The sequence below is a fragment of the Moorella glycerini genome (genome assembly GCF_009735625.1).
GTDB lineage: Bacteria > Bacillota > DSM-521 > Neomoorellales > Neomoorellaceae > Neomoorella > Neomoorella glycerini.
In genome coordinates this window covers 1,596,466-1,618,029 of sequence record NZ_CP046244.1, presented here as the reverse complement: position 1 = coordinate 1,618,029, position 21,564 = coordinate 1,596,466, and the positions used below count along the sequence as shown (strand labels likewise).

23 protein-coding genes and 1 other RNA gene are annotated in these 21,564 nt (G+C 57.1%); 4 read left to right on the top strand and 20 right to left on the bottom strand.

Features of this window, described 5'->3' with window-relative positions; all coding sequences use genetic code 11:
• Positions 1–18: 18 nt before the first annotated feature.
• Positions 19–1,101: a coiled-coil domain-containing protein gene (locus MGLY_RS08085; RefSeq protein WP_156272923.1), complete on the top strand. Its 1,083-nt coding sequence runs from the start codon at positions 19–21 to the stop codon at positions 1,099–1,101.
• 69 nt (positions 1,102–1,170) lie between these two features.
• Here MGLY_RS08085 and MGLY_RS08080 read toward each other — a convergent pair whose 3' ends face one another.
• The 9 genes from MGLY_RS08080 to secG all read right to left on the bottom strand — a co-directional run bounded on the left by MGLY_RS08080 (position 1,171) and on the right by secG (position 8,013).
• A complete protein-coding gene (locus tag MGLY_RS08080; RefSeq protein WP_054936134.1) occupies positions 1,171–1,488 on the bottom strand; it encodes a zinc-ribbon domain containing protein in 318 nt (105 codons plus the stop codon).
• Positions 1,489–1,659: 171 nt separating this feature from the next.
• Positions 1,660–2,550 carry a radical SAM protein gene (locus tag MGLY_RS08075; protein ID WP_156272921.1) on the bottom strand — a complete coding sequence of 297 codons (891 nt, stop codon included), beginning with the start codon at positions 2,548–2,550 and terminating at the stop codon, positions 1,660–1,662.
• 335 nt (positions 2,551–2,885) lie between these two features.
• Positions 2,886–3,380 (bottom strand): hypothetical protein, encoded by a 495-nt coding sequence (locus MGLY_RS08070; RefSeq protein WP_156272919.1) that lies wholly within the window; start codon positions 3,378–3,380, stop codon positions 2,886–2,888.
• A 130-nt stretch (positions 3,381–3,510) separates the two neighbouring features.
• Positions 3,511–3,866, bottom strand: a transfer-messenger RNA (tmRNA) gene (gene ssrA / locus MGLY_RS08065).
• 3 nt (positions 3,867–3,869) lie between these two features.
• Positions 3,870–4,337 (bottom strand): SsrA-binding protein SmpB, encoded by a 468-nt coding sequence (gene smpB, locus MGLY_RS08060; protein WP_156272917.1) that lies wholly within the window; start codon positions 4,335–4,337, stop codon positions 3,870–3,872.
• A gap of 80 nt (positions 4,338–4,417) precedes the next feature.
• The gene (locus tag MGLY_RS08055; RefSeq protein WP_156272915.1) at positions 4,418–4,684 is read right to left on the bottom strand and encodes a YkuS family protein; all 267 of its coding nucleotides are present in this window, start codon (positions 4,682–4,684) and stop codon (positions 4,418–4,420) included.
• A 44-nt stretch (positions 4,685–4,728) separates the two neighbouring features.
• Positions 4,729–7,005, bottom strand: coding sequence for a ribonuclease R (gene rnr / locus MGLY_RS08050; RefSeq protein ID WP_156272913.1), 2,277 nt, complete (start codon positions 7,003–7,005; stop codon positions 4,729–4,731).
• Positions 7,006–7,107: 102 nt separating this feature from the next.
• Positions 7,108–7,659 carry an HDIG domain-containing metalloprotein gene (locus MGLY_RS08045; protein ID WP_156272911.1) on the bottom strand — a complete coding sequence of 184 codons (552 nt, stop codon included), beginning with the start codon at positions 7,657–7,659 and terminating at the stop codon, positions 7,108–7,110.
• Between the two features lie 93 nt (positions 7,660–7,752).
• Positions 7,753–8,013, bottom strand: coding sequence for a preprotein translocase subunit SecG (gene secG / locus MGLY_RS08040; RefSeq protein ID WP_246187443.1), 261 nt, complete (start codon positions 8,011–8,013; stop codon positions 7,753–7,755).
• 180 nt (positions 8,014–8,193) lie between these two features.
• Between secG and MGLY_RS08035 the strand changes: the two genes are divergently transcribed.
• Together MGLY_RS08035 and MGLY_RS08030 are read left to right on the top strand one after the other, a co-directional pair.
• Entirely contained in the window at positions 8,194–8,403 is a 210-nt protein-coding gene (locus tag MGLY_RS08035) for a hypothetical protein (protein WP_156272909.1), read from the top strand.
• Positions 8,404–8,513: 110 nt separating this feature from the next.
• Entirely contained in the window at positions 8,514–9,407 is an 894-nt protein-coding gene (locus tag MGLY_RS08030; protein ID WP_156272907.1) for an MBL fold metallo-hydrolase, read from the top strand.
• Here the strand turns inward: MGLY_RS08030 and MGLY_RS08025 are convergent.
• Together MGLY_RS08025 and MGLY_RS08020 are read right to left on the bottom strand one after the other, a co-directional pair.
• Positions 9,404–10,258: a DUF72 domain-containing protein gene (locus MGLY_RS08025; RefSeq protein WP_156272905.1), complete on the bottom strand. Its 855-nt coding sequence runs from the start codon at positions 10,256–10,258 to the stop codon at positions 9,404–9,406. The genes MGLY_RS08030 and MGLY_RS08025 overlap by 4 nt on opposite strands.
• Positions 10,259–10,289: 31 nt before the next feature.
• Positions 10,290–10,481, bottom strand: a complete 192-nt coding sequence (locus tag MGLY_RS08020) for a hypothetical protein (protein ID WP_156272903.1) — start codon at positions 10,479–10,481, stop codon at positions 10,290–10,292.
• A 99-nt stretch (positions 10,482–10,580) separates the two neighbouring features.
• Between MGLY_RS08020 and corA the strand changes: the two genes are divergently transcribed.
• The gene (corA, locus tag MGLY_RS08015) at positions 10,581–11,531 is read left to right on the top strand and encodes a magnesium/cobalt transporter CorA (protein ID WP_156276293.1); all 951 of its coding nucleotides are present in this window, start codon (positions 10,581–10,583) and stop codon (positions 11,529–11,531) included.
• Between the two features lie 59 nt (positions 11,532–11,590).
• On the opposite strand, the gene eno is transcribed toward corA, so the two are convergent.
• The 9 genes from eno to whiA all read right to left on the bottom strand — a co-directional run bounded on the left by eno (position 11,591) and on the right by whiA (position 21,549).
• The gene (gene eno, locus MGLY_RS08010) at positions 11,591–12,877 is read right to left on the bottom strand and encodes a phosphopyruvate hydratase (protein WP_156272901.1); all 1,287 of its coding nucleotides are present in this window, start codon (positions 12,875–12,877) and stop codon (positions 11,591–11,593) included.
• Between the two features lie 20 nt (positions 12,878–12,897).
• Positions 12,898–14,415 (bottom strand): 2,3-bisphosphoglycerate-independent phosphoglycerate mutase, encoded by a 1,518-nt coding sequence (gpmI, locus tag MGLY_RS08005; protein ID WP_170291209.1) that lies wholly within the window; start codon positions 14,413–14,415, stop codon positions 12,898–12,900.
• Positions 14,416–14,524: 109 nt separating this feature from the next.
• Positions 14,525–15,277 (bottom strand): triose-phosphate isomerase, encoded by a 753-nt coding sequence (gene tpiA / locus MGLY_RS08000; protein ID WP_156272899.1) that lies wholly within the window; start codon positions 15,275–15,277, stop codon positions 14,525–14,527.
• A 19-nt stretch (positions 15,278–15,296) separates the two neighbouring features.
• Positions 15,297–16,478 carry a phosphoglycerate kinase gene (locus MGLY_RS07995; RefSeq protein ID WP_156272897.1) on the bottom strand — a complete coding sequence of 394 codons (1,182 nt, stop codon included), beginning with the start codon at positions 16,476–16,478 and terminating at the stop codon, positions 15,297–15,299.
• A gap of 288 nt (positions 16,479–16,766) precedes the next feature.
• Entirely contained in the window at positions 16,767–17,774 is a 1,008-nt protein-coding gene (gene gap, locus MGLY_RS07990; protein WP_156272895.1) for a type I glyceraldehyde-3-phosphate dehydrogenase, read from the bottom strand.
• A gap of 229 nt (positions 17,775–18,003) precedes the next feature.
• A complete protein-coding gene (gene rpoN, locus MGLY_RS07985; protein WP_156272892.1) occupies positions 18,004–19,389 on the bottom strand; it encodes an RNA polymerase factor sigma-54 in 1,386 nt (461 codons plus the stop codon).
• Between the two features lie 40 nt (positions 19,390–19,429).
• Positions 19,430–20,029 (bottom strand): DUF1405 domain-containing protein, encoded by a 600-nt coding sequence (locus tag MGLY_RS07980; RefSeq protein WP_156272890.1) that lies wholly within the window; start codon positions 20,027–20,029, stop codon positions 19,430–19,432.
• Positions 20,019–20,603 carry an acyltransferase gene (locus MGLY_RS18465; protein ID WP_156272888.1) on the bottom strand — a complete coding sequence of 195 codons (585 nt, stop codon included), beginning with the start codon at positions 20,601–20,603 and terminating at the stop codon, positions 20,019–20,021. The genes MGLY_RS07980 and MGLY_RS18465 overlap by 11 nt, the downstream gene beginning before the upstream one ends.
• Positions 20,575–21,549 (bottom strand): DNA-binding protein WhiA, encoded by a 975-nt coding sequence (gene whiA, locus MGLY_RS07970; protein WP_156272886.1) that lies wholly within the window; start codon positions 21,547–21,549, stop codon positions 20,575–20,577. The genes MGLY_RS18465 and whiA overlap by 29 nt, the downstream gene beginning before the upstream one ends.
• Positions 21,550–21,564: the final 15 nt, after the last annotated feature.

Here is a 21,564-nt window from a genome sequence, read left to right as displayed (position 1 = left end):
GGCCAGGGAGGGAAAAAAATGCGCCGCCAGATCGCTTGGCTTACGATTTTCTTTTTTTTAATGGCCGTTTATATCCCGACCTCCAGGGCCGTGGATATCAAAGATGCCTTAAGGCAGCGTCTCCAGGACAGCCAGAACCAGGAAAGCCGTATCTTGCAGGATATCCTGCGCCTGGATGTCAGGTTACAAAAAACTACTGCCGAGAGCCAGGAGCTAGCAAAGCGCCTGGAAACTGTCCAGGAAGAATTGCGGGCTGCCCGGGCCGTACAGGCCAGGACGGAAGCTGATCTGGCTGCCGGGCGCAAAGATTTTGGCCGCAGTTTACGCTTTTTCTACACCTATGGCTCTTCCCCTTTTATAACGGCCGCCTTGTTTAGTACCAACTGGTCCGATTTCTTTATACGCTGGGAGCTACTAAAGCACCTGGCCGGTCATTTCTACGGTATCGTCCGTCATAACCTGGCCCTGGCCAGGCTGGCCCGCGAAAAAAGCAACCTGGTGGCTGCCAAAGAAAAGGAACTGGAGCAGGCCCGGGAAGCCTGCCTGGCGGCCCAGAAAACTCTGGCGGCACTAAAGGAAGAACAAGAAAAAAAGCTTAATGCGTTGCGCCAGCAGAATACCACCTGGGCCCGGGACCTGCTGGCCCTGGAAAAGGCCTGGTCCGGCGCCCTGCCGGCTTTGCAGTATCTCTTGCAGCAGTTGCCGGCCCTGCCCTGGCAAAGCTTACGGCCGGATTCCATTCAGGTTGATTTAGGCCGGGGCGAGGTAGTAGCTGCCTTCAGCCAGCAAAACCTCAATGAAACCCTGTTGAGTTCGCAAGCACAATTGCGGGACATCCGCCTGGTCCTGCCAGGTGAAGTTATAAAAATCCCGGGACCTGACTTTGAGGTCCAGGGTACCCTCCAGGTTTATGGCCCCCACCAGCTCCTGTTTATTCCGCAAAATGTGGCCTTCGCCGGCCTGCCCCTTGACCCCTCCACCTGGACCGAACTCCTGCCGCGGGACAAGCTGGTCCTGAATTTACCACCGCCGGATTATGGTTTAAAGTTTAAAAATATATCCCTGGAACCTGGTAAGATGCTACTGGTCCTGGAAAGATAGCAACCAGCACGAAACCCGGCTTACGTGCTAAGCCGGGTTTCAGATAAAGCCCCTTAGAGGCTTCCCAAGCTAACGGTAATTCCTGACCCTCATGCTGCTGTAGCAATCCCGGCAGTATACCGGCCGGTCGCCCCGCGGCTCAAAGGGCACTTCCGTCATGGAACCGCACTGGCTGCAGATGGCCTTATACATCTGCCGGGGACCGAAACGGAAATCGCTGCGCCTCTGGCCCCCGCCCTGGCGCGCTTTCCGGGCGGCCCGGCAATCGGGACACCGGGACGGTTCGTTGGTAAAACCTTTTTCAGCGAAAAATTCCTGCTGGCCGGCCGTAAAGATAAACTCTCTGCCACATTCTTTGCACGTTAACGTTTTGTCCTGATAAAACATCTTTCTTTCTCCCCACAAGATAGTCTCCCTAAAGCCAACGGGGCATGTACCATACTTACCAGGGCTATCCCAGGGGAGATAGTTAGTAGTAGGCCAGGCCAACGTTCTTTAGAGGCTCTTTTAGTATAGCGCACCTCCTAAAATTTTGCAACTCCATTTAAACCTGTAATCTTAAAAATCAGGGATATAGGCCGTTGTAGCTGCCTCTAGCTCCTGATAATAGCCATTTTCGAAACCGAGGTTTTCAAAGTAATCGAGGACAGTTTCATACTCGGCAGCCGTAAGCTTGCGGTTAATCTCGGGGCAGCGCCCGGCCTGCCAGACGGGTACATACTGGGCCATCAGGCTGATATGCGTCTCCCGGGGTAAAGTGGCCTTTATCCATTCCAGCACCCGGCAGGCAGCCCTGGCCTGGCCGGGTAAAACCAGGTGGCGAATTAAAAGACCCCGCCGCGCCAGGCCGTCATCATCGAGGACCAGGGTGCCTACCTGGCGCTGCATCTCCAGGATGGCTGCCGTAGCCACATTAAAATAGTCAGGCGCATGGCTGTAACGCCCGGCGGGTTCCGGGTCTGGATATTTAAGATCCGGCAAATAAATATCCACCAGGCCTTCCAGGGAGCGCAGGGAGGCTATACTTTCATAGGCATTGCAGTTGTAGACCACCGGGATCTGTAGCCCCTGTTTCCTTGCCTCCCGTAGGGCGGGAACTAAAAAGGGGCTGTAGGGCGTCGGGGATACCAGGTTGATGTTATGGGCCCCTTGAGCCTGGAGAGCGAGGAAAAGGGCCGCCAGGCTTTCCACTGCCATTTCCTGGCCCCTGCCCTGCCAGCTGATGCGGTAGTTCTGGCAGAAGATACAGCGCAGGTTGCAGTGGGAAAAGAAAACTGTACCGGACCCCCGGCTGCCGCTCAGGCAGGGCTCTTCCCAGTGATGCAGGATTGCCCTGGCTACCTTTGGCCGGGCTCCAGCCCGGCAAAAACCGCGTTCGCCGGCCAGGCGGTTAACCCCGCAGGCCCGGGGACAGAGATTGCAGTGTTTTAAGACGTCCACCTGCCGCATCTCTCCTCTGGTTGAGGCGAAATAAAAGCGAAGCAGGTTGCCAGTGAAACCTGTTGCCCTTCGCGGAAGTATTGCTTCAGTTTATATTCGCTGCAGCACAGGAGAATCCTCTTTCCAGCATCCCGGGTAGCCAGGGCATGCAATCAAACTAACCGTAAGGCAGTAATGGAATCCTTTCTCCATACCTGGTAATCCCCAGGTTTGCTGCTTAAGTTGAAAAGGATAAAATAAAGTCAGCCTTTCTACCCGGGCTGACCTTTTAATTTACCAGTGAGGATGGAAATTATACCCTGCTTTTCTGGCGGTTCGGTTATGGTGAAAATACCGCGCTCTCCTTAAGTTTGAGTTTGGGCGAGTCCACGCAAGTTCTCCAGCCGGCCCGTCGCATAAAGATAAAACATGATCACCAGGTGGATGCCTAAAGAGAGAATGAAAGTTAAGGGCAGGTTCCAGTTGCGATAAAACAGCATGCCATTGGCCCGCAGGAGTAAATGGAGCAAGGTGGCACCCAGGGGAAAGGCCAGCAGGATAAGTACCACCGGCAGGATGCTCCTGTACTGGGCCAGGAGATGGCTGAAGACAATTATTAGCGGAAACCAGCTTGCCGCCAGGAAAAGGGGTATCCCGCTGATACTAACCAGGTCGACACGGCGGAAGGCCCAGAAACCAAAGTAGTTTTGCATCAGGTAAACTACCACGAAAGCCAGGGCTAATCCGCCCACCAGCCCGACGAGGGCCAGTTCCTTAACTCGCTCCCAGGGCACAACCAGGAACATGAGAATCAACCCGCCCAGGAAAACAATTGGTCCCGCCAGACCTTCTAAAACCATTTACCATCACCTCAAGGATATTTTCCCCGGAAAATCTATTAATATACAAAAATAAATCGGCCTGAACCTCCAGGATTGGAAACCACTGAAGGCCAGGCCGGGGAATAAACCTATTTAAAAATTTAATTGGTGGTGGAGGCGGGGGGAGTCGAACCCCCGTCCGAAGGTGCACCCACAGTAGCTTCTACCAGGATAGTTTCCGTTTTGCTTCTCGCCATCGGGCCTCCCGGAAACCGGATGCCCTCAGGCCAGCCTGATTGGGATTCCCTTCAGGCCCCCAGGCCGGGGCCTTGCCGGTAGCCTGCTAGCTTTGACACCCGGTACTGGTCCCCGCAGGCCGGGACCAGGCGGATGGGCTGCTTTTAATTAAGCAGCCAGAGCTAAATTGTCTTCGGCACTTATAACCGTTCCACCGTTTAACGAGCCGGTGGGATCTCGCCTGGCTACTACTGCCAATGCCACCCCCGTCGAAACCATTACGCCCCCACGTTAAAACTTCTGCCGTTCGCGGAAGGCTTTAGCGATTTCCCGCTGGGCGTCGCGGGCGGCGATATCTTCCCTTTTGTCGTAGAGTCGCTTGCCTTTGGCCAGGGCCAGCTCAACCTTGGCCCGGCCGCGTTCATTGAAATACACCTTTAACGGTATCAGGGTCAAACCCTTTTCCCTGATCTTGCCGTACAGGCGCCGGATCTCGTAGCGGTGCATGAGCAGGCGCCGCGGCCGGCGCGGTTCGTGGTTAAAGCGGTTCCCCTGCTCATAAGGGCTAATGTGCATATCATGGAGAATCAGTTCACCATTTTCGACCCGGGCGTAGCTATCTTTGATATTGGCCTTGCCGTTACGCAGGGATTTAACCTCCGTACCGGTAAGGGCAATACCGGCTTCATAGGTCTCTAAGATAAAATAATCATGACGGGCGCGGCGATTGTCCGTCACAATTTTAACCTGGCGGCCCATCGATGTCACTCCTGCTTTCCCGCCTGATTTATTATAACACACCGCACAGGGGTAACGTCAAGGGGCCGCCCAGATTCTACCTAATCTTGCAGCTGCAGGCGTTCTTTCACCATGGCCGTAATTTCATCCGCCGTCTTGCCTGCGGCTTCAATTACCGGTACTTTTGTTTTTATATCTTCCATGCCCATAAAGTTGGTTGTCTGCCCGCTGATAACGACGGCCCCGTAGCCCTGCAACCGGGATGGCGTCAGGTTGGTCATATCAACTCGCTCGACCTCAAGGCCGTTTTCCGCTAGGTGATCGCCGATGGCGCTGAGATCCCTTTCCACTGCTACCCGCCGGGGCATACCCCTGCCTCCTTTTAAATTAAATGAGGTAATATCTATGGCTATTATGAACGGCCCCGGGTAGCTTTATTCCGTTTACGCCGGCTCTGGCCGCGAATTTTACGCCTGGTTTTGCTTACGGCCGGGCTAGTGTCCTTTTCTCGCGATTTTACCTGCTGCCGGCCTTTAACTCCGGCCACCGGTCCGGGCCCGGTGTCCACTGTAGCCTCCGGTTTAACCAGTTCAAAATCCACCTGCCGGGCCTCAACGTTGACCCTGGCCACCAGCACTTCCACCGGCTGGCCGATACGAAATGCTTTGCCGGTGTGTTCGCCCACCAGGGCCAGCTGGTCTTCCTGGTAATGGTAGTAGTCGTCCGTAAGGGTGGATACATGGACCAGGCCTTCGACGGTATTTTCCAGCTCGACAAAGAAGCCATAAGGTACCACCCCGCTAATAACTCCGGTGAAGGTAGCTCCCACATGGCGTTCCATGTACTGGACCTTCTTCATATCCAGGGCTTCCCGCTCGGCTTCCTCAGCCACTTTTTCTCTTTCCGAAGCCCGGGCCGCAGCCAGGGCCACAAAGGCCTCGAGTTCCGCCATACATTGCGGTGTTAACCCTCCCGGGGACCAGGTTTCCCGTAAAATGCGGTGCACAACCAGGTCCGGGTAGCGGCGGATGGGAGAGGTAAAGTGGCAGTAATAAGGGGAGGCCAGGCCAAAGTGTCCCAGGCACTCGCCGGCGTAACGGGCATGCCTCATGGAACGCAGCATGACGGTGCTGATCACCCGCTCCTCCGGCCGCCCTTGGACGGCGGTAAGGATCTCCTGGAAAGCCCGGGGGTTAACCCGCCCCTCCCGGTTGGGCCTGATCTGTAGCCCGAAGAAGGACAGGAAGTTATTGAGCTCTTCCATCTTGTCCGGAGCCGGTTCCTCGTGGACCCGATAAACGGCTGGAACGGCCAGCTCATACAGGTGCCTGGCCACCACTTCATTGGCGGCAATCATAAATTCTTCAATAATCCCCTCGGCTACCGAACGCCGGCGCGGGATAATGGCCACCGGCAGGCCCTGATCGTCAAGTTCCACTCTAGCCTCCGGGAAATCAAAATCAATGGCCCCCCGTTTCTCCCGCCGTCGCTTTAAAACAGCTGCCAGCCTGGCCATGAGCTGGAAATCTGGTACCAGTTCCCGGTAGCGCTCCACCAGTTCCGGGTCGCCATCTACCAGGATGCGCCGCACGGCGTCATAGGTCATCCGCTCCCGGACGCGGATAATCGAAGGAAAAAGTTCGTAGTCCTTTACCGTACCTCGCGGGGTGATAGTCAGCAAAGCCGTCATGGCCAGGCGGTCCTCGCCAGCATTTAATGAGCAGATATCATTGGATAAGCGGGGCGGCAGCATGGGAATGACCCGGTCCACAAAGTAGACGCTCGTCGCCCGGTTGAAAGCCTCCCGGTCCAGGGTGCTGCCTTCCCGGACGTAAAAACTGACGTCGGCAATATGTACTCCCAGGAGGTAATTACCACCGGGTAAAAGCTCCAGGGACACGGCGTCATCCAGGTCGCGGGCGTCAGCACCGTCAATGGTCACCAGGCGCCAGTCCCGCAGGTCCCGGCGCCCGGCCAGTTCCCGGGGGCCAAACTCCTTGCTTAAGCCGTCGGCTTCGCGTAAAACCTCGGGGGGAAATTCCGGCTCCAGGTCATACTTTTTGATGATGCTTAAAACGTCCACTCCCGGCCGGCCCGCCTGGCCGAGTACCTCCACCACCCGCCCCTCGGGACTGCGCCGGGCCTCCGGCCAGCGGGTAATCTCCACCACGACCTTATCCTTTTCCCTGGCCCCCAGGGAATTGCCGGGGGGAATGAGGATATCCTGGTGCAAACGGGCATCATCGGGCATCACAAAGCTTAAATGCCGGGTGGCAGTAAAGGTTCCTACCACTCGCCTGTTGGCCCGCTGCAGGATGCGGATAATTTCTCCCTCCTGCCGCCGGCCGGTAGTAGCGGGTAAAATCCTGGCCAGGACGAGATCTCCGTGCATGGCCCCGTTCAGGTTGAGGGCGCTGATATAAACATCGGCCTGCTCCTTTTCCCGGGGCACGACAAAGGCATAACCTTTAGTCGAAGCCTGGAGGCGGCCGCTGACCAGGCCCATCTTTTCCGGCAGGCCGTATTTATCCTTGCGGGTGCGAACAATATAGCCTTCCTGTTCCAGGGAATGGAGCAATTCCCGGAAGGCTTCCTCATCCTCCTGGCCCAGCGCCTCCATTAACTCTGCCGCCGTCAGGGGCCGGTAGGACTGGGTCCGCATGAGGCACAATAATTCTTCTTTGTCCATACAGGCTTCCTTTCGCAATGTGTCCAGGATGAAATATTCCTCGCTATATTATTTCCTGTTGTCCTGGTAAAAAGATACCCGGTTGCTAACCGGGTGTCTTACCTAAAGGCCCAGTTCGCCGGCAATCCCCTGCATGGCTGCCAGGCCAATATGCATAAAGTCTTCCAGGGAGAGGCCCAGCTCGCTGCAGGCGGCTATCGTCTCCCGGCTGGCCCCGCGGGCAAAGGACTTCTCATGGTAACGATTAAGTAAAAAGGGCACGTCAACGATGGCCAGTTTCTTTTCAGGGCGAATGAGGGCCGCAGCTACAATCAACCCCGTCAGGGGGTCAGTAGCATACAGGGCCTTACTCATCAGGTCCGGCCGGGGAAGGCCATGGCGCTCGTTATGGGCCTTAACGGCGTAAACCACTTCTTCAGGTAAACCTTCCCGGGCCAGCATTTCAGCCCCCACCAGGCTGTGACGGTTAGGATCGTCTTTGGTGCTTTCATAGTCGATATCATGGAGCAAACCGGCCAGGCCCCATTTCTCCTCATCCTCGCCAAAGTGCCGGGCCAGGGCCCGCATGACTGCCTCCACGGCGAGTGCGTGCTTGCGCAGGTTTTTATTCTTAAGGTGTTTCTCCATTAGTTGTAATGCTTCCTGCCGGGTCATTCAAAATCAACCTCCATGAAAAAAATTGGGCGCCACCGCCCACATAATATCGCCTTCACCCTAAAAATGTACAATGGTAAAAATTTTGCCGGCTCAAATAACCGAGAGGAGTAAAGTCAGCAACAGGAACAAACCGGCCAGGACTGCTGACACCTTGCTGAGAAATTCATCAAGGCCCTTCTTCTTGCCAAAGATGGCTTCCGCGCCGCCGGCAATGGCACCGGACATACCGGCACTGCGACCGGACTGTAAAAGGACTGTGGCTATCAGTCCCAGGGCTACCAGCATATCAAGAACCAGGATAATGGTATGCAGCAAAACCTTCACCTCCCTGCTGCGCTGCCGTGACGCCATAATTTTAACAAATAAATACCCGGTTAAGCAAGGAAAAACATAAATCTTCCTGCGAGAGTAAAACATCAACCTCCGCGCCGGCAAACCCGACAAATCATGGTAAAACAGGCTTAGAAAGCATTTTGGGATTTAGTGTATACATGATACAATATCCTTAGCACCAGGAGGGGAGGATGGGTTATGCTCCAGGAGATTTATGGTAATACCAGTAAAGAGGCTTTCCCCGAGGGACAAAAGGTTATGGCCACGCTCCCCGCAACCAGCGCTAATATTACCCCCTGCGAAATGACAGAATGCGTATATTGCTTGAACAACCACTACTGTGGCCGTATTTACCCGCCCCGTAACGGGGATGGCTATTGTAAAGACTTTGTATCGATTAACGATTAGTGCCCGGGTGGCACTTTTTTTATGCCCTTCAGGTAGTTCCACCCCTGAATGTAAATATGATAAAATCAGGATAAAATGGCTATTACCATTTAGAAAGGAAAAATAACCTGGTGGGACTGGTAAAAATTCATGGCCATACCTGCTATATTCCCGGCGCCACCAATGCAGGCGTCTATACTACTAAAAGCGGTTACTGCCTGCTGATCGATTCGGGAATCAACAATACCATCGCCCATAAGATCAAGGACGTCCTGGCCGCCAGCGGCCTCAAACCCAAATACCTCCTGACCACCCATGGCCACGCCGACCATTTCGGTGCCCACCGTTTATTAAAGGAATTTTACCCCGGCCTGGAGATCCTGGCATCAGCGGGGGAAAAAATATTTATGGAAGATAACCTGCTGGGGGTAAAGGCCCTGTACGGTGCCCTCCCTTTTGCGGAAATAAAAATCCCTCTTCTTTTTGCCCGGCCGGTAGGAGTAGACAGTACCATCAGCCCTGGACCTTTGAAGCTCCTGGACCAGCGTATCCAGGCCATCGCCACTCCGGGGCATGCCGCCGGGCACCTGGCTTTCCTGACCCCCGATGGTGTCCTTTTTAGTGGCGATGCCGTCTTTCACCCGGCTATCCTGGCCAAATACCCTTTACCCTTCCTGCAGGACATTAAAGCTCAACTGGCAACCCTGGAAGCCCTGGCCGGCCTGGAGATCAAGTATTTACTGCCGGCCCACAGCCCGGAAGTTATTGCTGACCCGGCCCCCGTCCTGGCCAGCAATCGCCGGCAGATTAATGCCTGCCTGGACAGGATTACCGAACTCCTGACCCGGCCCCTGACCCGGGAAGACCTCCTGGCAGAGCTGGCCATCCAGGAGAATCTCCCTATGGACATTCCCCAGTATTTCCTTAACCTGGCCAGCCTGTCGGCCTTTCTAAGCTACTTGAAGGACCAGGGCCGGGTTGCCTGCGCCCTGGAAAGCGGGAGGCTTTATTTTTACAACCATTAAACCCCGGCCAGCAGGTCCTTCAGCATCCGGGCGTTGGTTACTGCCTGGGAGTGGTAATGGTTGTTAAAGGCCACAAAGACCTGGCGCGCCTGGCCAGCCAGGTAAGCGATGCCCGGCAGCCATTCTTTTAGCTCTGCCGGGGTATAAAGGTAGTCATAGCGCTCATAAGCTTCCTTATGCTGCCACCACTTTGCCGCGTTACGGCCGTGAAAACGGACGTAGGCCACTGCCGCCGTACAGCGGACCACCGGCCCCACCAGTCCCGGCAGGGCTGGCTCATCGACACAGGTATAGGCCAGTTCGTGATGCTGTAAGAAATCCCAGATGGCGTCATTCACCCAGCTGTTGTGGCGAAATTCCACCACCAGGGGGACGTCGGGTAAAAGTTCTTTCAGCCTGGTTAAATGCTCGCGGTTGGCCTGGTTATTGCGGAAAGAAAAGGGGAACTGGAGCAGGACAGCCCCCAGCTGGCCCCGGTCCACCAGGGGCTGGAGAGCCTGGCGTAACTGCCGGCTGTCGCTGGCCAGGCTATCACCCCGCTCATGGGTCAGGGTACGGTAGGCTTTCACGGCAAAAATAAACCCGTCCGGCACCTTGCGGGCCATTTGCTCCAGGTTCTGGGGCCGCGGCAGGGCATAATAGGAGGAATTAACCTCGGTAAAGTTAAATTCCCGGGAGTAATAGGGCAGCATATCTTTTGCCGCCAGCCCCGGCGGGTAAAAGTAGCCCAGCCAGTCGCGGTAGCTGTAACCAGAGGTGCCGATATATATTGCGGAAGTCGGAGGCCGGAAGTTGGCGACCGGAGACTTGTTGGAACTGGCTGAAGCCAGGTCCGCATTGAAGCCCGTCATGCTGTATTTTCATCCTTCTGCTGGTATGCCGCTACTTTTTTGGCCGCCATGCCTCAATTTCCGCCCATAATAAGTAAATAATCCCTCCTGCCAGGGCTATTTTAGCCCAAGCAGTAAGGCCGGGAGCCGTATAGCCGAGCATAGAACGGAATAAATCTTTACTCCAGGATGATACTCCCGAACCGAAGATAGCGGCCGCCAGGTAGTGAATGCCATCTACCATTTTAACACCCTTCTCCCACCGGAACAATATTGTCATAAGCCGGTACTTGACAGCCGCTCCTGTGGTAAACTAAAGAAAAACTGATTCCAGGTGATTTGCATGCAGCGCCTCTTAATTTTTCACCAGCAACAGGGACTCAAGGAAAATCTGCCCCCAGGATTCCAGCCCCGCCAGAGCGAGGAGTTTACCTGGCTGGACCTGGTACAGCCGGCCCCGGCGGAACTGGACCTCTTGACGGACCTCTTCCATTTTCACCCCCTGGCCGTAGAAGACTGCCGTCACCCCCACTACCGGCCCGGGATGGCCCAGTATGATGAATATGCCTTCCTCACCCTGCGCTGTGTGAAGGCCTACCAGCGTTCCCTGACCACAGCTCTCAATGTCTTCCTGGGTCCCAAGTTTATCGTTACCGTCCACCAGGAAGAACTGGAGTTCGTAACCAAACTCTGGCACCAGTACCGCCAGGACCCGCAGCTTTTCCAGAAGGGCGTCGACTTTATCCTTTACAGCCTGCTCGAACCCCTGACGGAAACCTTTTTTACCTTTTTTGACCGTACCGAAGGTAAAATCGAATACCTGGAAGAGGAAGTCTTCCGCCGGCCCACCCGGCAGATTCTCAATCAAGTCTTCACCTTAAGGCGCCAGGCCATTAAACTGCGCAAAATTCTTGGCGCCCAGCGGGATATAATCAACCTCCTGGCCTATCCCGAGTTCAAGCTGGTAAAACCGGAAAACCGGGTCTTTTTCCTGGATATCTACAACGAAATGCTGCGCCTGATCGACCAGGTGGAAACCTTCCATGACCTGGCCAGCTCCACCCTGGAAATCTACCTTTCCCTGACCTCCAACCGCCTCAATGAAATCATGAAGGTCTTGACGGTAATTACTACGATAATGATGCCTTTAACCCTCATCGCCGGTATCTACGGCATGAATTTCCGCTACATGCCGGAGCTGGAATGGCGCTACGGCTATTTTACCGTGCTAGGGGTCATGGCCCTGCTGGCGGCGGTGATGCTGTTTTTCTTCCGGCGTAAGGGATGGTTCTGAGGATATATTAAACCCCGGCCATGGTTTACCACGCCGGGGTTTCTTTTTCCTAAAGGATGCTACTTCTTCAGGTTGTAAAAGGCCTTCAGGCCCGGGTAGAGGGCGGCGGCATCCAGCTCTTCTTCAATGCGCAGGAGCTGGTTGTACTTGGCCACCCGGTCGGTGCGGGAGGGGGCGCCGGTCTTGATCTGGCCGGCGTTGACGGCCACCACGATATCGGCGATGGTGGTATCTTCCGTTTCCCCGGAACGGTGGGAGACAACGGCCGTGTAGCCGGCTTGCTTGGCCATCTCAATAGTTTCCAGGGTTTCCGTCAGGGTGCCGATCTGGTTCACCTTGATGAGGATGGCATTGGCCGCACCCGTCTCTATGCCGCGGCGCAGGCGTTCCGTATTGGTAACGAAGAGGTCGTCGCCCACCACCTGTACCTTATGGCCCAGGCGTTTGGTGAGTTTCTGCCACCCCTCCCAGTCGTCCTCGGCCAGGCCGTCTTCGATGGAGATAATGGGGTACTTCTCGACGAGGTCCGCCCAGAAGTCAATCATTTCGTCGCTGGTGCGGGTAACGCCTTCCCCGGCAAAGACATATTTGCCCTCCTTGTAAAGTTCCGTTGCCGCCGGGTCCAGGGCAATAAAGCAATCTTTGCCCGGCTCGTAGCCGGCTTTGGTGATGGCTTCCAGGATTACTTCGATAGCTTCCACATTGGAACGCAAATCGGGGGCAAAGCCGCCTTCATCGCCGACGGCTGTACCCAGGCCCTTACCCTTCAGGACCGCCTTCAGGCTGTGGAAAACCTCGGCGCCCATGCGCAGGGCACCGGCAAAGTCGCCGGCGCCGGCAGGCATGACCATGAACTCCTGGATGTCCACGTTGTTATCGGCATGCTTGCCGCCGTTTAAAATATTCATCATGGGTACCGGCAGGGTATGGGCATTGACCCCGCCCAGGTAACGGTACAGGGGCAGGCCCAGGGCGTCGGCTGCCGCTTTGGCCACGGCCAGGGAAACTCCCAGGATAGCGTTGGCCCCCAGCTTGCCTTTATTGGGGGTACCGTCCAGCTCGATGAGCTGCCGGTCTACTTCCCGCTGGTCCAGGGCATCCATGCCCACCAGTTCCGGGGCGATGATGGCATTGACGTTGTTGACGGCGTCCAGGACACCTTTACCCTGGTAGCGCTTCTCGTCTTTATCCCGGAGCTCTACGGCTTCATAGGCTCCCGTGGAAGCCCCCGAGGGCACGGCCGCCCGGCCCCAGCCGCCGCCTTCCAGGAATACCTCCACCTCTACTGTGGGGTTGCCGCGGGAGTCCAGGATCTCCCGGGCGTAGATATCGTTGATAATGGTCATAGGCTTAGAACACCTCCGTGTTAATTTGCTTTTTCTATCAAGCTTTTCCCGGTCATTTCCGCCGGCTGGGGCAGCCCCAGGATTTCCAGTACCGTGGGGGCTACGTCCTCCAGGGCCCCTTCCCTTAAGGCAGTGCCCCGGTAGCCGGCGTCGACTAAAATAAAGGGTACGAGATTGCTGGTGTGGGCCGTATGGGGCTCGCCGTCGGGTTCCCGCATTTCTTCGGCGTTGCCGTGATCGGCCGTTACCAGGAGGGGCGCCCGGCGTTCCTCCATGGCCGCGGCAATGCGGCCGATACACTCGTCCACCGTTTCCACGGCAGCAATGGCGGCTGCCAGGTCGCCGGTATGGCCGACCATGTCGGGATTGGCAAAGTTTAAGACGATAAAGTCGTACCTGTCCAGGCGTTCCAGGACGGCGTCCGTAACTTCCCGGGCGCTCATGGAAGGTTTTTGATCATAGGTGGCCACTTTGGGCGAAGGAATGAGCAAGCGGTCTTCGCCGGGGAAGGGTTCTTCCACGCCGCCGTTAAAGAAAAAGGTGACGTGGGCGTACTTTTCCGTCTCGGCAATGCGCAGCTGCTTCAACCCGTTACTGGCTATGACCTCTCCCAGGACGTTGGTTAAAACCTGAGGCGGGAAGGCTACCGGCGCCGGGATGGTGACGTCGTACTGGGTCAGGCAGACAAACTGGATGTCCAGGCGCCCGCCGGGACGGTCAAAGGGTTCGAACTCCCTGTCCACAAAGGCGCGGGTTAGCTGCCGTGCCCGGTCGGCGCGGAAGTTAAAGAAAATCACGCTGTCCTTATCCCGGACTACCGCCAGGGGCCTGTCTTCACGGGTGATTACGGCAGGCTCCACGAATTCATCGGTAATGTCCCGGTCATAAGAAGCCTGGATGGCCGCCGCCGCGGAAGGGAAGTGGTGGCCTTCTCCCACTACCAGGGCCCGGTAGGCCCGCTCCGTGCGCTCCCAGCGCCGGTCCCGGTCCATGGCGTAGTAACGGCCCATGATGCTGGCGACGGCCCCTATCCCCCGCTGCCGGCACTCTGCCTCCACCTGCTCCAGGTACCCGGCGGCACTGGCCGGGGGCACGTCGCGGCCGTCCAGGAAGGCATGGATGTAAACTTGATCCAGACCTTCCCTTTGGGCCAGTTCCAGGAGGGCATACAGGTGCTCCAGGTGGCTGTGGACGCCGCCGTCGGAGACCAGGCCCATCAAGTGCAGGGCGCCACCCCGTTCCTTTGCCGCCCGCACCGCCGCCAGGAGCACTTCATTGGTAAAAAAAGAGCCGTCGCGGATGGCCCTGGTTATCCGGGTCAGTTCCTGGTAGACAATGCGGCCGGCGCCAATATTCAAGTGGCCGACTTCGGAGTTGCCCATCTGGCCTGCCGGCAGGCCCACGGCTTCCCCGGAAGCCTGGAGGCGGGTATGGGGGTATTCGGCCAGCAGCCGGCGGTAATTGGGTAAACGGCCCTGGCTGATGGCATTGCCTTCCCCCGGGCGACCCAGGCCGAAACCGTCGAGGATCATTAACATTAAAGGGCGATTAACATTGACCAAGATGATTTCTCCCGTTCCCTTGTTATTGGGGAAGGCCACCGGGTGAACGCTGCTTCAGCACCGCCCGGCAACTCCCCCCTTTCACCTAGTGTTCTTTATAGTTGACAATGGCCGCAAAGGAAATGGCATCCAGGCTGGCGCCCCCTACCAGGGCGCCGTCAATATCCGGCTGGGCCATGAGCTCGGCAATATTTTCCGGCTTGACGCTGCCGCCGTACTGGATGCGGGTGGCCTGCGCCTCTTCGCCATACATGGCCCGTAACGTCTCCCGGATAAAGGCGATGACCTCCTGGGCGTCGGCTGCCGTAGCCGTCCGGCCGGTGCCAATGGCCCAGACGGGTTCATAGGCCACCACCAGGGTTTCCACCTGGCCTGGTACCAGCCCCTGCAAACCCTCCTGCACCTGGCGGCGGACCACGTCCAGGGTCTTTCCGGCTTCCCTTTCGGCCAGGGTTTCGCCGACGCAGACGATGGGGACCAGCTCGTGGCGCAGGGCAGCATGGAGCTTTTTATTGACGGTGGCATCGGTCTCGCCAAAGTACTGGCGGCGCTCGGAATGGCCTATAATGACATAACGGCAACCCAGATCCTTCAGCATGGGGCCGGACACTTCACCGGTATAGGCACCCCAGTCTTCCCAGAAAAGGTCCTGGGCGCCTACCGAGATATTGGAACCGGCAGCAGCATTGACCGTTGCCGCTATGGCCGTGAAGGGCGGGCAGACGACTACTTCCACGCCGGTGGTGCCTACCAGGGGCCTTAACAGGGTAACCAGCTCCCTGGCTTTTTCGGTAGTATTATGCATCTTCCAGTTGCCGGCAATAACCGGTCGGCGCAAGCTAATCCCTCCCCTCGCCCTATTTTTCCGTCAGGGCTACTACCCCGGGGAGGGCCTTGCCTTCCAGGAACTCCAGGGATGCGCCACCGCCGGTGGAGATATGCCCTATTTTCTCTGCCACACCCATCTTTTCCACAGCCGCCACGGAATCCCCGCCGCCGACGATGGTCATGCCGTCCACGGCCGCCACAGCCCGGGCCACAGCCTCGGTGCCGCGGGCAAAGGGATCCATTTCAAAGACGCCCATGGGCCCGTTCCAGACAACGGTCCGGGCGCCGGTCAAAGCACTGGCAAACTCCCGCGCCGTTTCGGGGCCGATGTCCAGGGCCATCCAACCGTCGGGGACAGCGCTGGTAGCCACTACCTGGTGGGGGGCATCGGCCTTGAACTCCTGGGCCACCACCAGGTCCCGGGGCAGCAGCAGCTTTACCCCCTGCTGCTCTGCCGTTGCCATAAGCTCCCTGGCCAGGGGGACCTGGTCCTCTTCCACCAGGGACTTGCCCATGGCATAACCTTTAGCCCGCAAAAAGGTATTGGCCATACCGCCGCCGATAATCAGGGTATCCACCTTGGTGAGGAGGTTACGGATAACGCTGATTTTGTCGGATACCTTGGCCCCGCCGATAATGGCTACAAAGGGGCGTTCCGGGTCGGCCAGGGCCTTGCCCAGGGTTTCGATTTCCTTCTGCAGCAGGAACCCGGCCGCCGCCGGCAGGTAGTGGGCCACGCCTTCGGTGGAAGCATGGGCGCGGTGGGCGGCGCCGAAGGCGTCGTTGACGTAAAGGTCGGCCAGGGAGGCCAGCTTCCTGGCAAATTCGGGGTCGTTTTTCTCTTCTTCCGGGTAAAAGCGCAGGTTTTCCAGGAGGAGAACCTCGCCGGGTTTTAGAGCCGCTACCGCGGCCTCCACTTCGGGGCCAATACAATCGTTGACCTTATGTACCGGCCGGCCGAGGAGGCCTTCCAGTTCTCTAGCCACCGGGTCCAGGCGCAGCTCTTCCTTGACTTTGCCCTTGGGGCGCCCCAGGTGGGACATGAGGATTACCCGGGCGTCGTGGTCAATGAGGTACTGGATGGTCGGCAGGGCTGCCCGGATGCGGGTGTTGTCGGTTACCCGGCCTGCCTCCAGGGGAACGTTGAAGTCGACCCGCACCAGTACCCGTTTATTATTGAGCTCCAGGTCCTTCAGGGTTAACTTGGCCACCAGTGATGCCTCCTTCAAAAATGGATTTCTGGTAAAAATGAATGTTGATACCATCTATCAGCTTCGGAGCCGGCGGGTACAGGCTCCGGGCTCCGTGGTTGGCACGCTCAGGCGTCCTCGGCGGCGGCAGCGGTTGCCTCACCTCGCCTGTTCTTTTGACCTTCGCTCCACTATTCGCGTCTCCGGGACACAGCATCATCACTTCAATAGCCAACAAGACTATCGGCTTCGTGCAAGTATCTTTATTGCCCCGGCATGCGAAACGGCCGCCTTGCGGCGACCGTCCCTTTACAGCCCTTTAGCAGCCATAAAGGCCGCCAGGTCGACGACCCGTTTGGAGTAGGCCCACTCGTTGTCGTACCAGGCCACCACCTTGGCCAGGGTGCCATCGATAACCATGGTGGACAGGGCATCGACAATGGAGGAACGCGGGTCGCCGTTGAAATCGCGGGAAACCAGGGGTTCTTCGCAGTAACCCAGGATACCCTGCATGGGACCCTCGGCGGCAGCCTTCAGGGCGGCATTGATGCTTTCTACCGTGGCCGGTTTTTCCAGGTCCACTACCAGGTCAACGACGGAAACGTTGGGGGTGGGCACCCGCATGGCCAGTCCGTTCAATTTACCCTTCAGTTCGGGTAAAACCAGGCCAATGGCCTTGGCAGCGCCGGTGGTGGTGGGAATGATGGAAAGGGCACCGGCCCGGGCCCGCCGCAGGTCTTTATGGGTCAGGTCGAGGATGCGCTGGTCGTTGGTATAGGAGTGGGCGGTAGTCATCAGGCCCCTTAGAATGGTAAAGTTTTCATGCAGGACCTTGGCCACAGGAGCCAGGCAGTTGGTGGTGCAAGAGGCATTGGAAACAACATGGTGCCGGGCGGGATCATACTTGTCATTATTGACGCCCATGACGATGGTGATATCTTCGTTTTTGGCCGGGGCGGTAATAATGACCTTTTTGGCCCCTGCCTGGCGGTGGGCCGCCGCTTTGGTGGCATCGGTGAAGACGCCGGTAGATTCAATGACAATATCTACACCCAGGTCCTTCCAGGGGAGTTTGGCCGGGTCCCGTTCGGCGATAACCTTAATGGAGCGGCCGTTAACAACGATACTATCTTCCCTGGCCTCAACAGAAGCATTGAGGCGACCATGGACGGAATCATACTTCAAGAGGTGGGCATTGGTCTGGACGTCGGTAATGTCGTTGATGGCTACAACTTCCAGTTCCGGTTTCTCCAGGGAAGCCCGGAATACCAGGCGGCCGATCCGCCCAAATCCATTAATACCTACTTTGACTGCCATTATGTATTACTCCTCCTTTATAAGATGTGAGATGTAACCCTGTTTGTCTGGCGCAGGTTGACCCGGGTTCTTCCCACCTGCCATGCTTTATTTTATTATACCATAAAGTAACAGGCAATATAATGATATCGCTTGTACCATCATTCACTATTCAACACAAATCGCCAAAATCCTCCTTTACAAATAGACAGAATTAACCGTTGCAGGGGGCGCCTGGCCCCCTGCCAGCCTAGTAACGTTTTCTTTTGGCAGCGGCGGGAATGCCCTGCTCGTCGCGGTACTTGGCCACCGTCCGCCGGGATATCTTGATCCCCTGCTGCTGCAGCAGTTCCTGCAACTGCAAGTCCGTCAGGGGATTGGCGGCATCTTCCCGGCTGATGGCTTCGGCAATCATTTTTTTGATACTTTCGGCGGCAGCAGCGCCGCCCTTTTTTTCCACGCCGCTGGCGAAGAAAAATTTTAATTCAAAGACTCCCTGGGGCGTCTGGACATATTTATTGGCCGTCGCCCGGCTGACGGTAGATTCATGGATGCCTAAGGATGCGGCCACCTGGCGCATGGTCAGGGGCTTCAGGTATTTTATACCTTTATCCAGGAATTCCCGCTGCTCTTGCACCAGGCAGTTGACCACCCGGTAAAGGGTCAGCCGGCGCTGCTCCAGGCTGCGAATAAGCCAGGCCGCGGCATTGAGCTTGCTTTCTATGAAACGCCGGGTTGCCTCGTCGCAAATCCCCTCCTGGCGCATTAAGGCCTGGTAAAGGGGGTTAATGCCCAGCCGGGGCATGGCCAGGTCATTGACCAGGACCACGTAATCCCTACCCACCCGCTCAATGATTACATCGGGTACGATATAGCGGTTCTCCTGGCCGCCGCCAAAGGAGCGACCCGGCTTGGGGTCCAGGGTGCGGATATAATCCACCACCGCCTGGACAGCCGGGAGACTCATGTTCAGGCGCCGGGCAATACGGGTCAGCCGCCCCTCAGCAACATCGGTTAAAAAGTGGCGAATAATTTTTTCCGTTCCCGGGGGAGCATCTTCCCGCTGGCGCAGCTGGAGGAGCAGGCACTCCGTAAGGTTTCTGGCTCCTACCCCGGGGGGATCAAAATGCTGGATTAACTGCAGTACCCGCCAGACGGCCGCAGGGGAAACCTTTAAACAGGCGGCTGCTTCCTTCAGGCTAATCTTCAGGTAACCGTTAGCGTCTAAATTGCCGATTAAGAACGTCCCAATCTCCAGCTCGCGGGTTGTCGAGGCCGCTATTTTTAACTGGAGCAGTAAATGATCCTGCAGCGTAGGCTGGCCGGTCAGGAGGTTCTGGTGATTCCATTCCGGGCGTTCCTCCCGGGGAACGCCGACATAACCCAAATCGCTGCCGTCCTGGAAATATTCCTGCCAGTCAATTTCGAAGGGCTCATGATCGTCTACCAGTTCATCGACCGCGGCAACTTCTTCCTCGTCCCTTACTTCCAGTAACGGGTTTTCCTGGAGTTCCTGCTGGACGTATTCAGCCAGCTCCAGGGTGGAGAGCTGCAGGACAACAATGGCCTGGCGCAGTTCCGGCGTCATGATTAACTTTTGCGCCTGTTCCAGGTTAAGGCCTAAACGTTCGCGCATGACTCTCCCCCCCCTAATTTATACTATTCGTCCTTCCTGACTATTTTTCCTGCCCGCGGGACCAATTTATTGCCCGGGCCAGGTAAAAGGTTAAGGCCAGGCTCAAGCCCACGGCCGTTGCCAGGGCCAGGCTTTCCTGGCCGGGGCTGAAGAGATAGGGGTGCAGCCCCAGGCCATAGTCAACGAAGTCATTTAACCCCAACCACAGGACCACCAGGGTTAGCTGCCAGGGAGCGACCGGCCAGTGCCGCAGGAAGAGGAAGCCTTCGACCATCATCGCCAGGTGGGATAGCCACAGGCCGGCCTCTACCACCGTCACCCGGGCACCTGCCAGCCAGTAATCACTTATGATTACCATCGCCCACAGGCCGTATTTGATCACTGCCGTTGCTGCCACCAGCCGCAGCAGGCCGCTTTCCCGGCGGTAGAATGCCAGGATCAGGGCCAGGCCGAAAAGGGTTGTCGCCAGGGGACTATCGGGGGTAAAGGGCCACCATATTAAAGGAGTACTGGCCAGTTGCTCCCGGTACCAGTAGTAACCATAAATAGACCCCAGGAGATTGATAACCGCCAGGGTAACCAGGAACCAGTTCTGGTAGGGCGCTTCCCAGAGAAGGTGTTTTAACCAGTTATTTCCCATTGTTTTCCTCCCCACCGGTCATCTCCTTCCAGGGAGCAGTTTCCTGTTCCAGAGAAAGGGGCGGCCCCGGGCGACATGTCCGGGTGTCCCCATCCAACCTGCCTATCACCCGCGCCGGGACGCCGCCGACCATGGTCCCTGCCGGGACATCCCGGGTAACTACCGCTCCGGCACCAACAATGGCTCCATCGCCAATGCGCACTCCTGGTAAAATGGTGACATTGGCTCCAATGAGAACCCAGGCGCCAATTTCCACTGCCCCCAGGCGGTAGGCGCGGGGTAAAAACTCGTGGGTCAGAATAGTGACATTATAACCAATAATACTCTCGGGGCCAATATGAATGAGATCCGGCCTTAAGATATCCGGCATGGCCATAACCCCTATGGCAGCCGTCGGCGCTACATCCATCCCTACCAGGTGGCGTAAAAGCCAGCTTTTCAGGCGCAAAAAGGGTAAAAAGCGGCTGAGTTCAATCCAAAAAAAATTCCAGGCTACCCGCCATAAAGGAGCAACCCGGCGCCAGGAGGCCATGGCGTTATGACCGTTAACAGGGTAGGTTATCGTGCGCCGCATCTATTTCCCCCCTCCGGGCCCGCACCTGCCTGGTTAAGTATTCCAGGCGGCGCAGGCGATGGTTGACCCCTGACTTCCCTACCGGCGGTACCAGCATTTCCCCCAGTTCCTTTAAACTTGCTTCCGGGTGCTGGAGACGTAAAGCAGCTATCTCCTGCAAGCCGGCAGGTAATCCATCCCAGCCCAGGGTGGCCACCAGGTAGCGGATATTTTCTGCCTGGCGTAAACCCGTCTCTACGGTCTTGCTCAAGTTGGCCGTCTCGCAGTTTACCAGGCGGTTGACCCGGTTACGCATTTCTTTAAAGATGAGGGCGTTCTCATAGGCCAGGACGGCACTGTGGGCCCCCATGAGGCTTAAAGCCCGGACAATTTGCTCGCTGTCTTTCAGGTAAAGGACCAGCCCGCGCTGGCGCCGGCTGAGACGGGGCTGGAGTTCCAGTTGCTGGATAATCTCCTGGAGGCGGGCAGCTTCCTCCTCCCCATCGAGGAGAAATTCCAGGTGATGGGTTGCCGATGGTTTATTGACGGAGCCGGTTACCAGGAAGGTACCCCGGAGGTAGGCGGCCCGGCAGCACTGGTGCGCCGGCGCCCCGGTCCTGGCGGCCAGCCAGGCCTGCAATGCTTCTACCCCGGCCGGAGTTAAAACCTTAAAAACCGGCCGGCCTTTACCGCTCCGGCGCTCAGTTTGTACTTTGACCGGCAGGCCCAGCACTGCCCTGGCCAGGGAGTAAACCCTCCTGGCTATGGCAGCGTGGGTGGTTGCCAGCAGGATTACCCCCTCCCCCGGTAAACCGGCCAGGTTACCCTGGCGTAAAATGGCGAGCAGTTCGGCCTCAGCGCAGCAGGGCCGCCGTTTTTTTACCCGGGCCAGTTCTTCTTTGGTTTCGAAGGAGAAGGATATCGCCATTAGCCCCACTCCGGAATATTTTATTCCTGTACGGTTCATCCATCCGGCCCCCCG

Excerpts from the sequence above, each read along its gene's own strand:
- MGLY_RS18465 (WP_156272888.1), bottom strand. The coding sequence starts at position 20,603 with ATGCGGCGCACGATAACCTACCCTGTTAACGGTCATAACGCCATGGCC.
- rpoN (WP_156272892.1), bottom strand. The coding sequence starts at position 19,389 with ATGCGCGAACGTTTAGGCCTTAACCTGGAACAGGCGCAAAAGTTAATC.
- gpmI (WP_170291209.1), bottom strand. The coding sequence starts at position 14,415 with ATGTTAATGATCCTCGACGGTTTCGGCCTGGGTCGCCCGGGGGAAGGC.
- gap (WP_156272895.1), bottom strand. The coding sequence starts at position 17,774 with ATGGCAGTCAAAGTAGGTATTAATGGATTTGGGCGGATCGGCCGCCTG.
- MGLY_RS08075 (WP_156272921.1), bottom strand. The coding sequence starts at position 2,550 with ATGCGGCAGGTGGACGTCTTAAAACACTGCAATCTCTGTCCCCGGGCC.
- whiA (WP_156272886.1), bottom strand. The coding sequence starts at position 21,549 with ATGAACCGTACAGGAATAAAATATTCCGGAGTGGGGCTAATGGCGATA.
- MGLY_RS08085 (WP_156272923.1), top strand. The coding sequence starts at position 19 with ATGCGCCGCCAGATCGCTTGGCTTACGATTTTCTTTTTTTTAATGGCC.
- MGLY_RS08070 (WP_156272919.1), bottom strand. The coding sequence starts at position 3,380 with ATGGTTTTAGAAGGTCTGGCGGGACCAATTGTTTTCCTGGGCGGGTTG.
- MGLY_RS08045 (WP_156272911.1), bottom strand. The coding sequence starts at position 7,659 with ATGACCCGGCAGGAAGCATTACAACTAATGGAGAAACACCTTAAGAAT.
- corA (WP_156276293.1), top strand. The coding sequence starts at position 10,581 with ATGCAGCGCCTCTTAATTTTTCACCAGCAACAGGGACTCAAGGAAAAT.
- smpB (WP_156272917.1), bottom strand. The coding sequence starts at position 4,337 with ATGGGCCGCCAGGTTAAAATTGTGACGGACAATCGCCGCGCCCGTCAT.
- rnr (WP_156272913.1), bottom strand. The coding sequence starts at position 7,005 with ATGGACAAAGAAGAATTATTGTGCCTCATGCGGACCCAGTCCTACCGG.
- MGLY_RS08080 (WP_054936134.1), bottom strand. The coding sequence starts at position 1,488 with ATGTTTTATCAGGACAAAACGTTAACGTGCAAAGAATGTGGCAGAGAG.
- eno (WP_156272901.1), bottom strand. The coding sequence starts at position 12,877 with ATGACCATTATCAACGATATCTACGCCCGGGAGATCCTGGACTCCCGC.
- MGLY_RS08035 (WP_156272909.1), top strand. The coding sequence starts at position 8,194 with ATGCTCCAGGAGATTTATGGTAATACCAGTAAAGAGGCTTTCCCCGAG.
- secG (WP_246187443.1), bottom strand. The coding sequence starts at position 8,013 with ATGGCGTCACGGCAGCGCAGCAGGGAGGTGAAGGTTTTGCTGCATACC.
- MGLY_RS07980 (WP_156272890.1), bottom strand. The coding sequence starts at position 20,029 with ATGGGAAATAACTGGTTAAAACACCTTCTCTGGGAAGCGCCCTACCAG.
- MGLY_RS08025 (WP_156272905.1), bottom strand. The coding sequence starts at position 10,258 with ATGACGGGCTTCAATGCGGACCTGGCTTCAGCCAGTTCCAACAAGTCT.
- MGLY_RS08055 (WP_156272915.1), bottom strand. The coding sequence starts at position 4,684 with ATGCCCCGGCGGGTAGCAGTGGAAAGGGATCTCAGCGCCATCGGCGAT.
- MGLY_RS08020 (WP_156272903.1), bottom strand. The coding sequence starts at position 10,481 with ATGGTAGATGGCATTCACTACCTGGCGGCCGCTATCTTCGGTTCGGGA.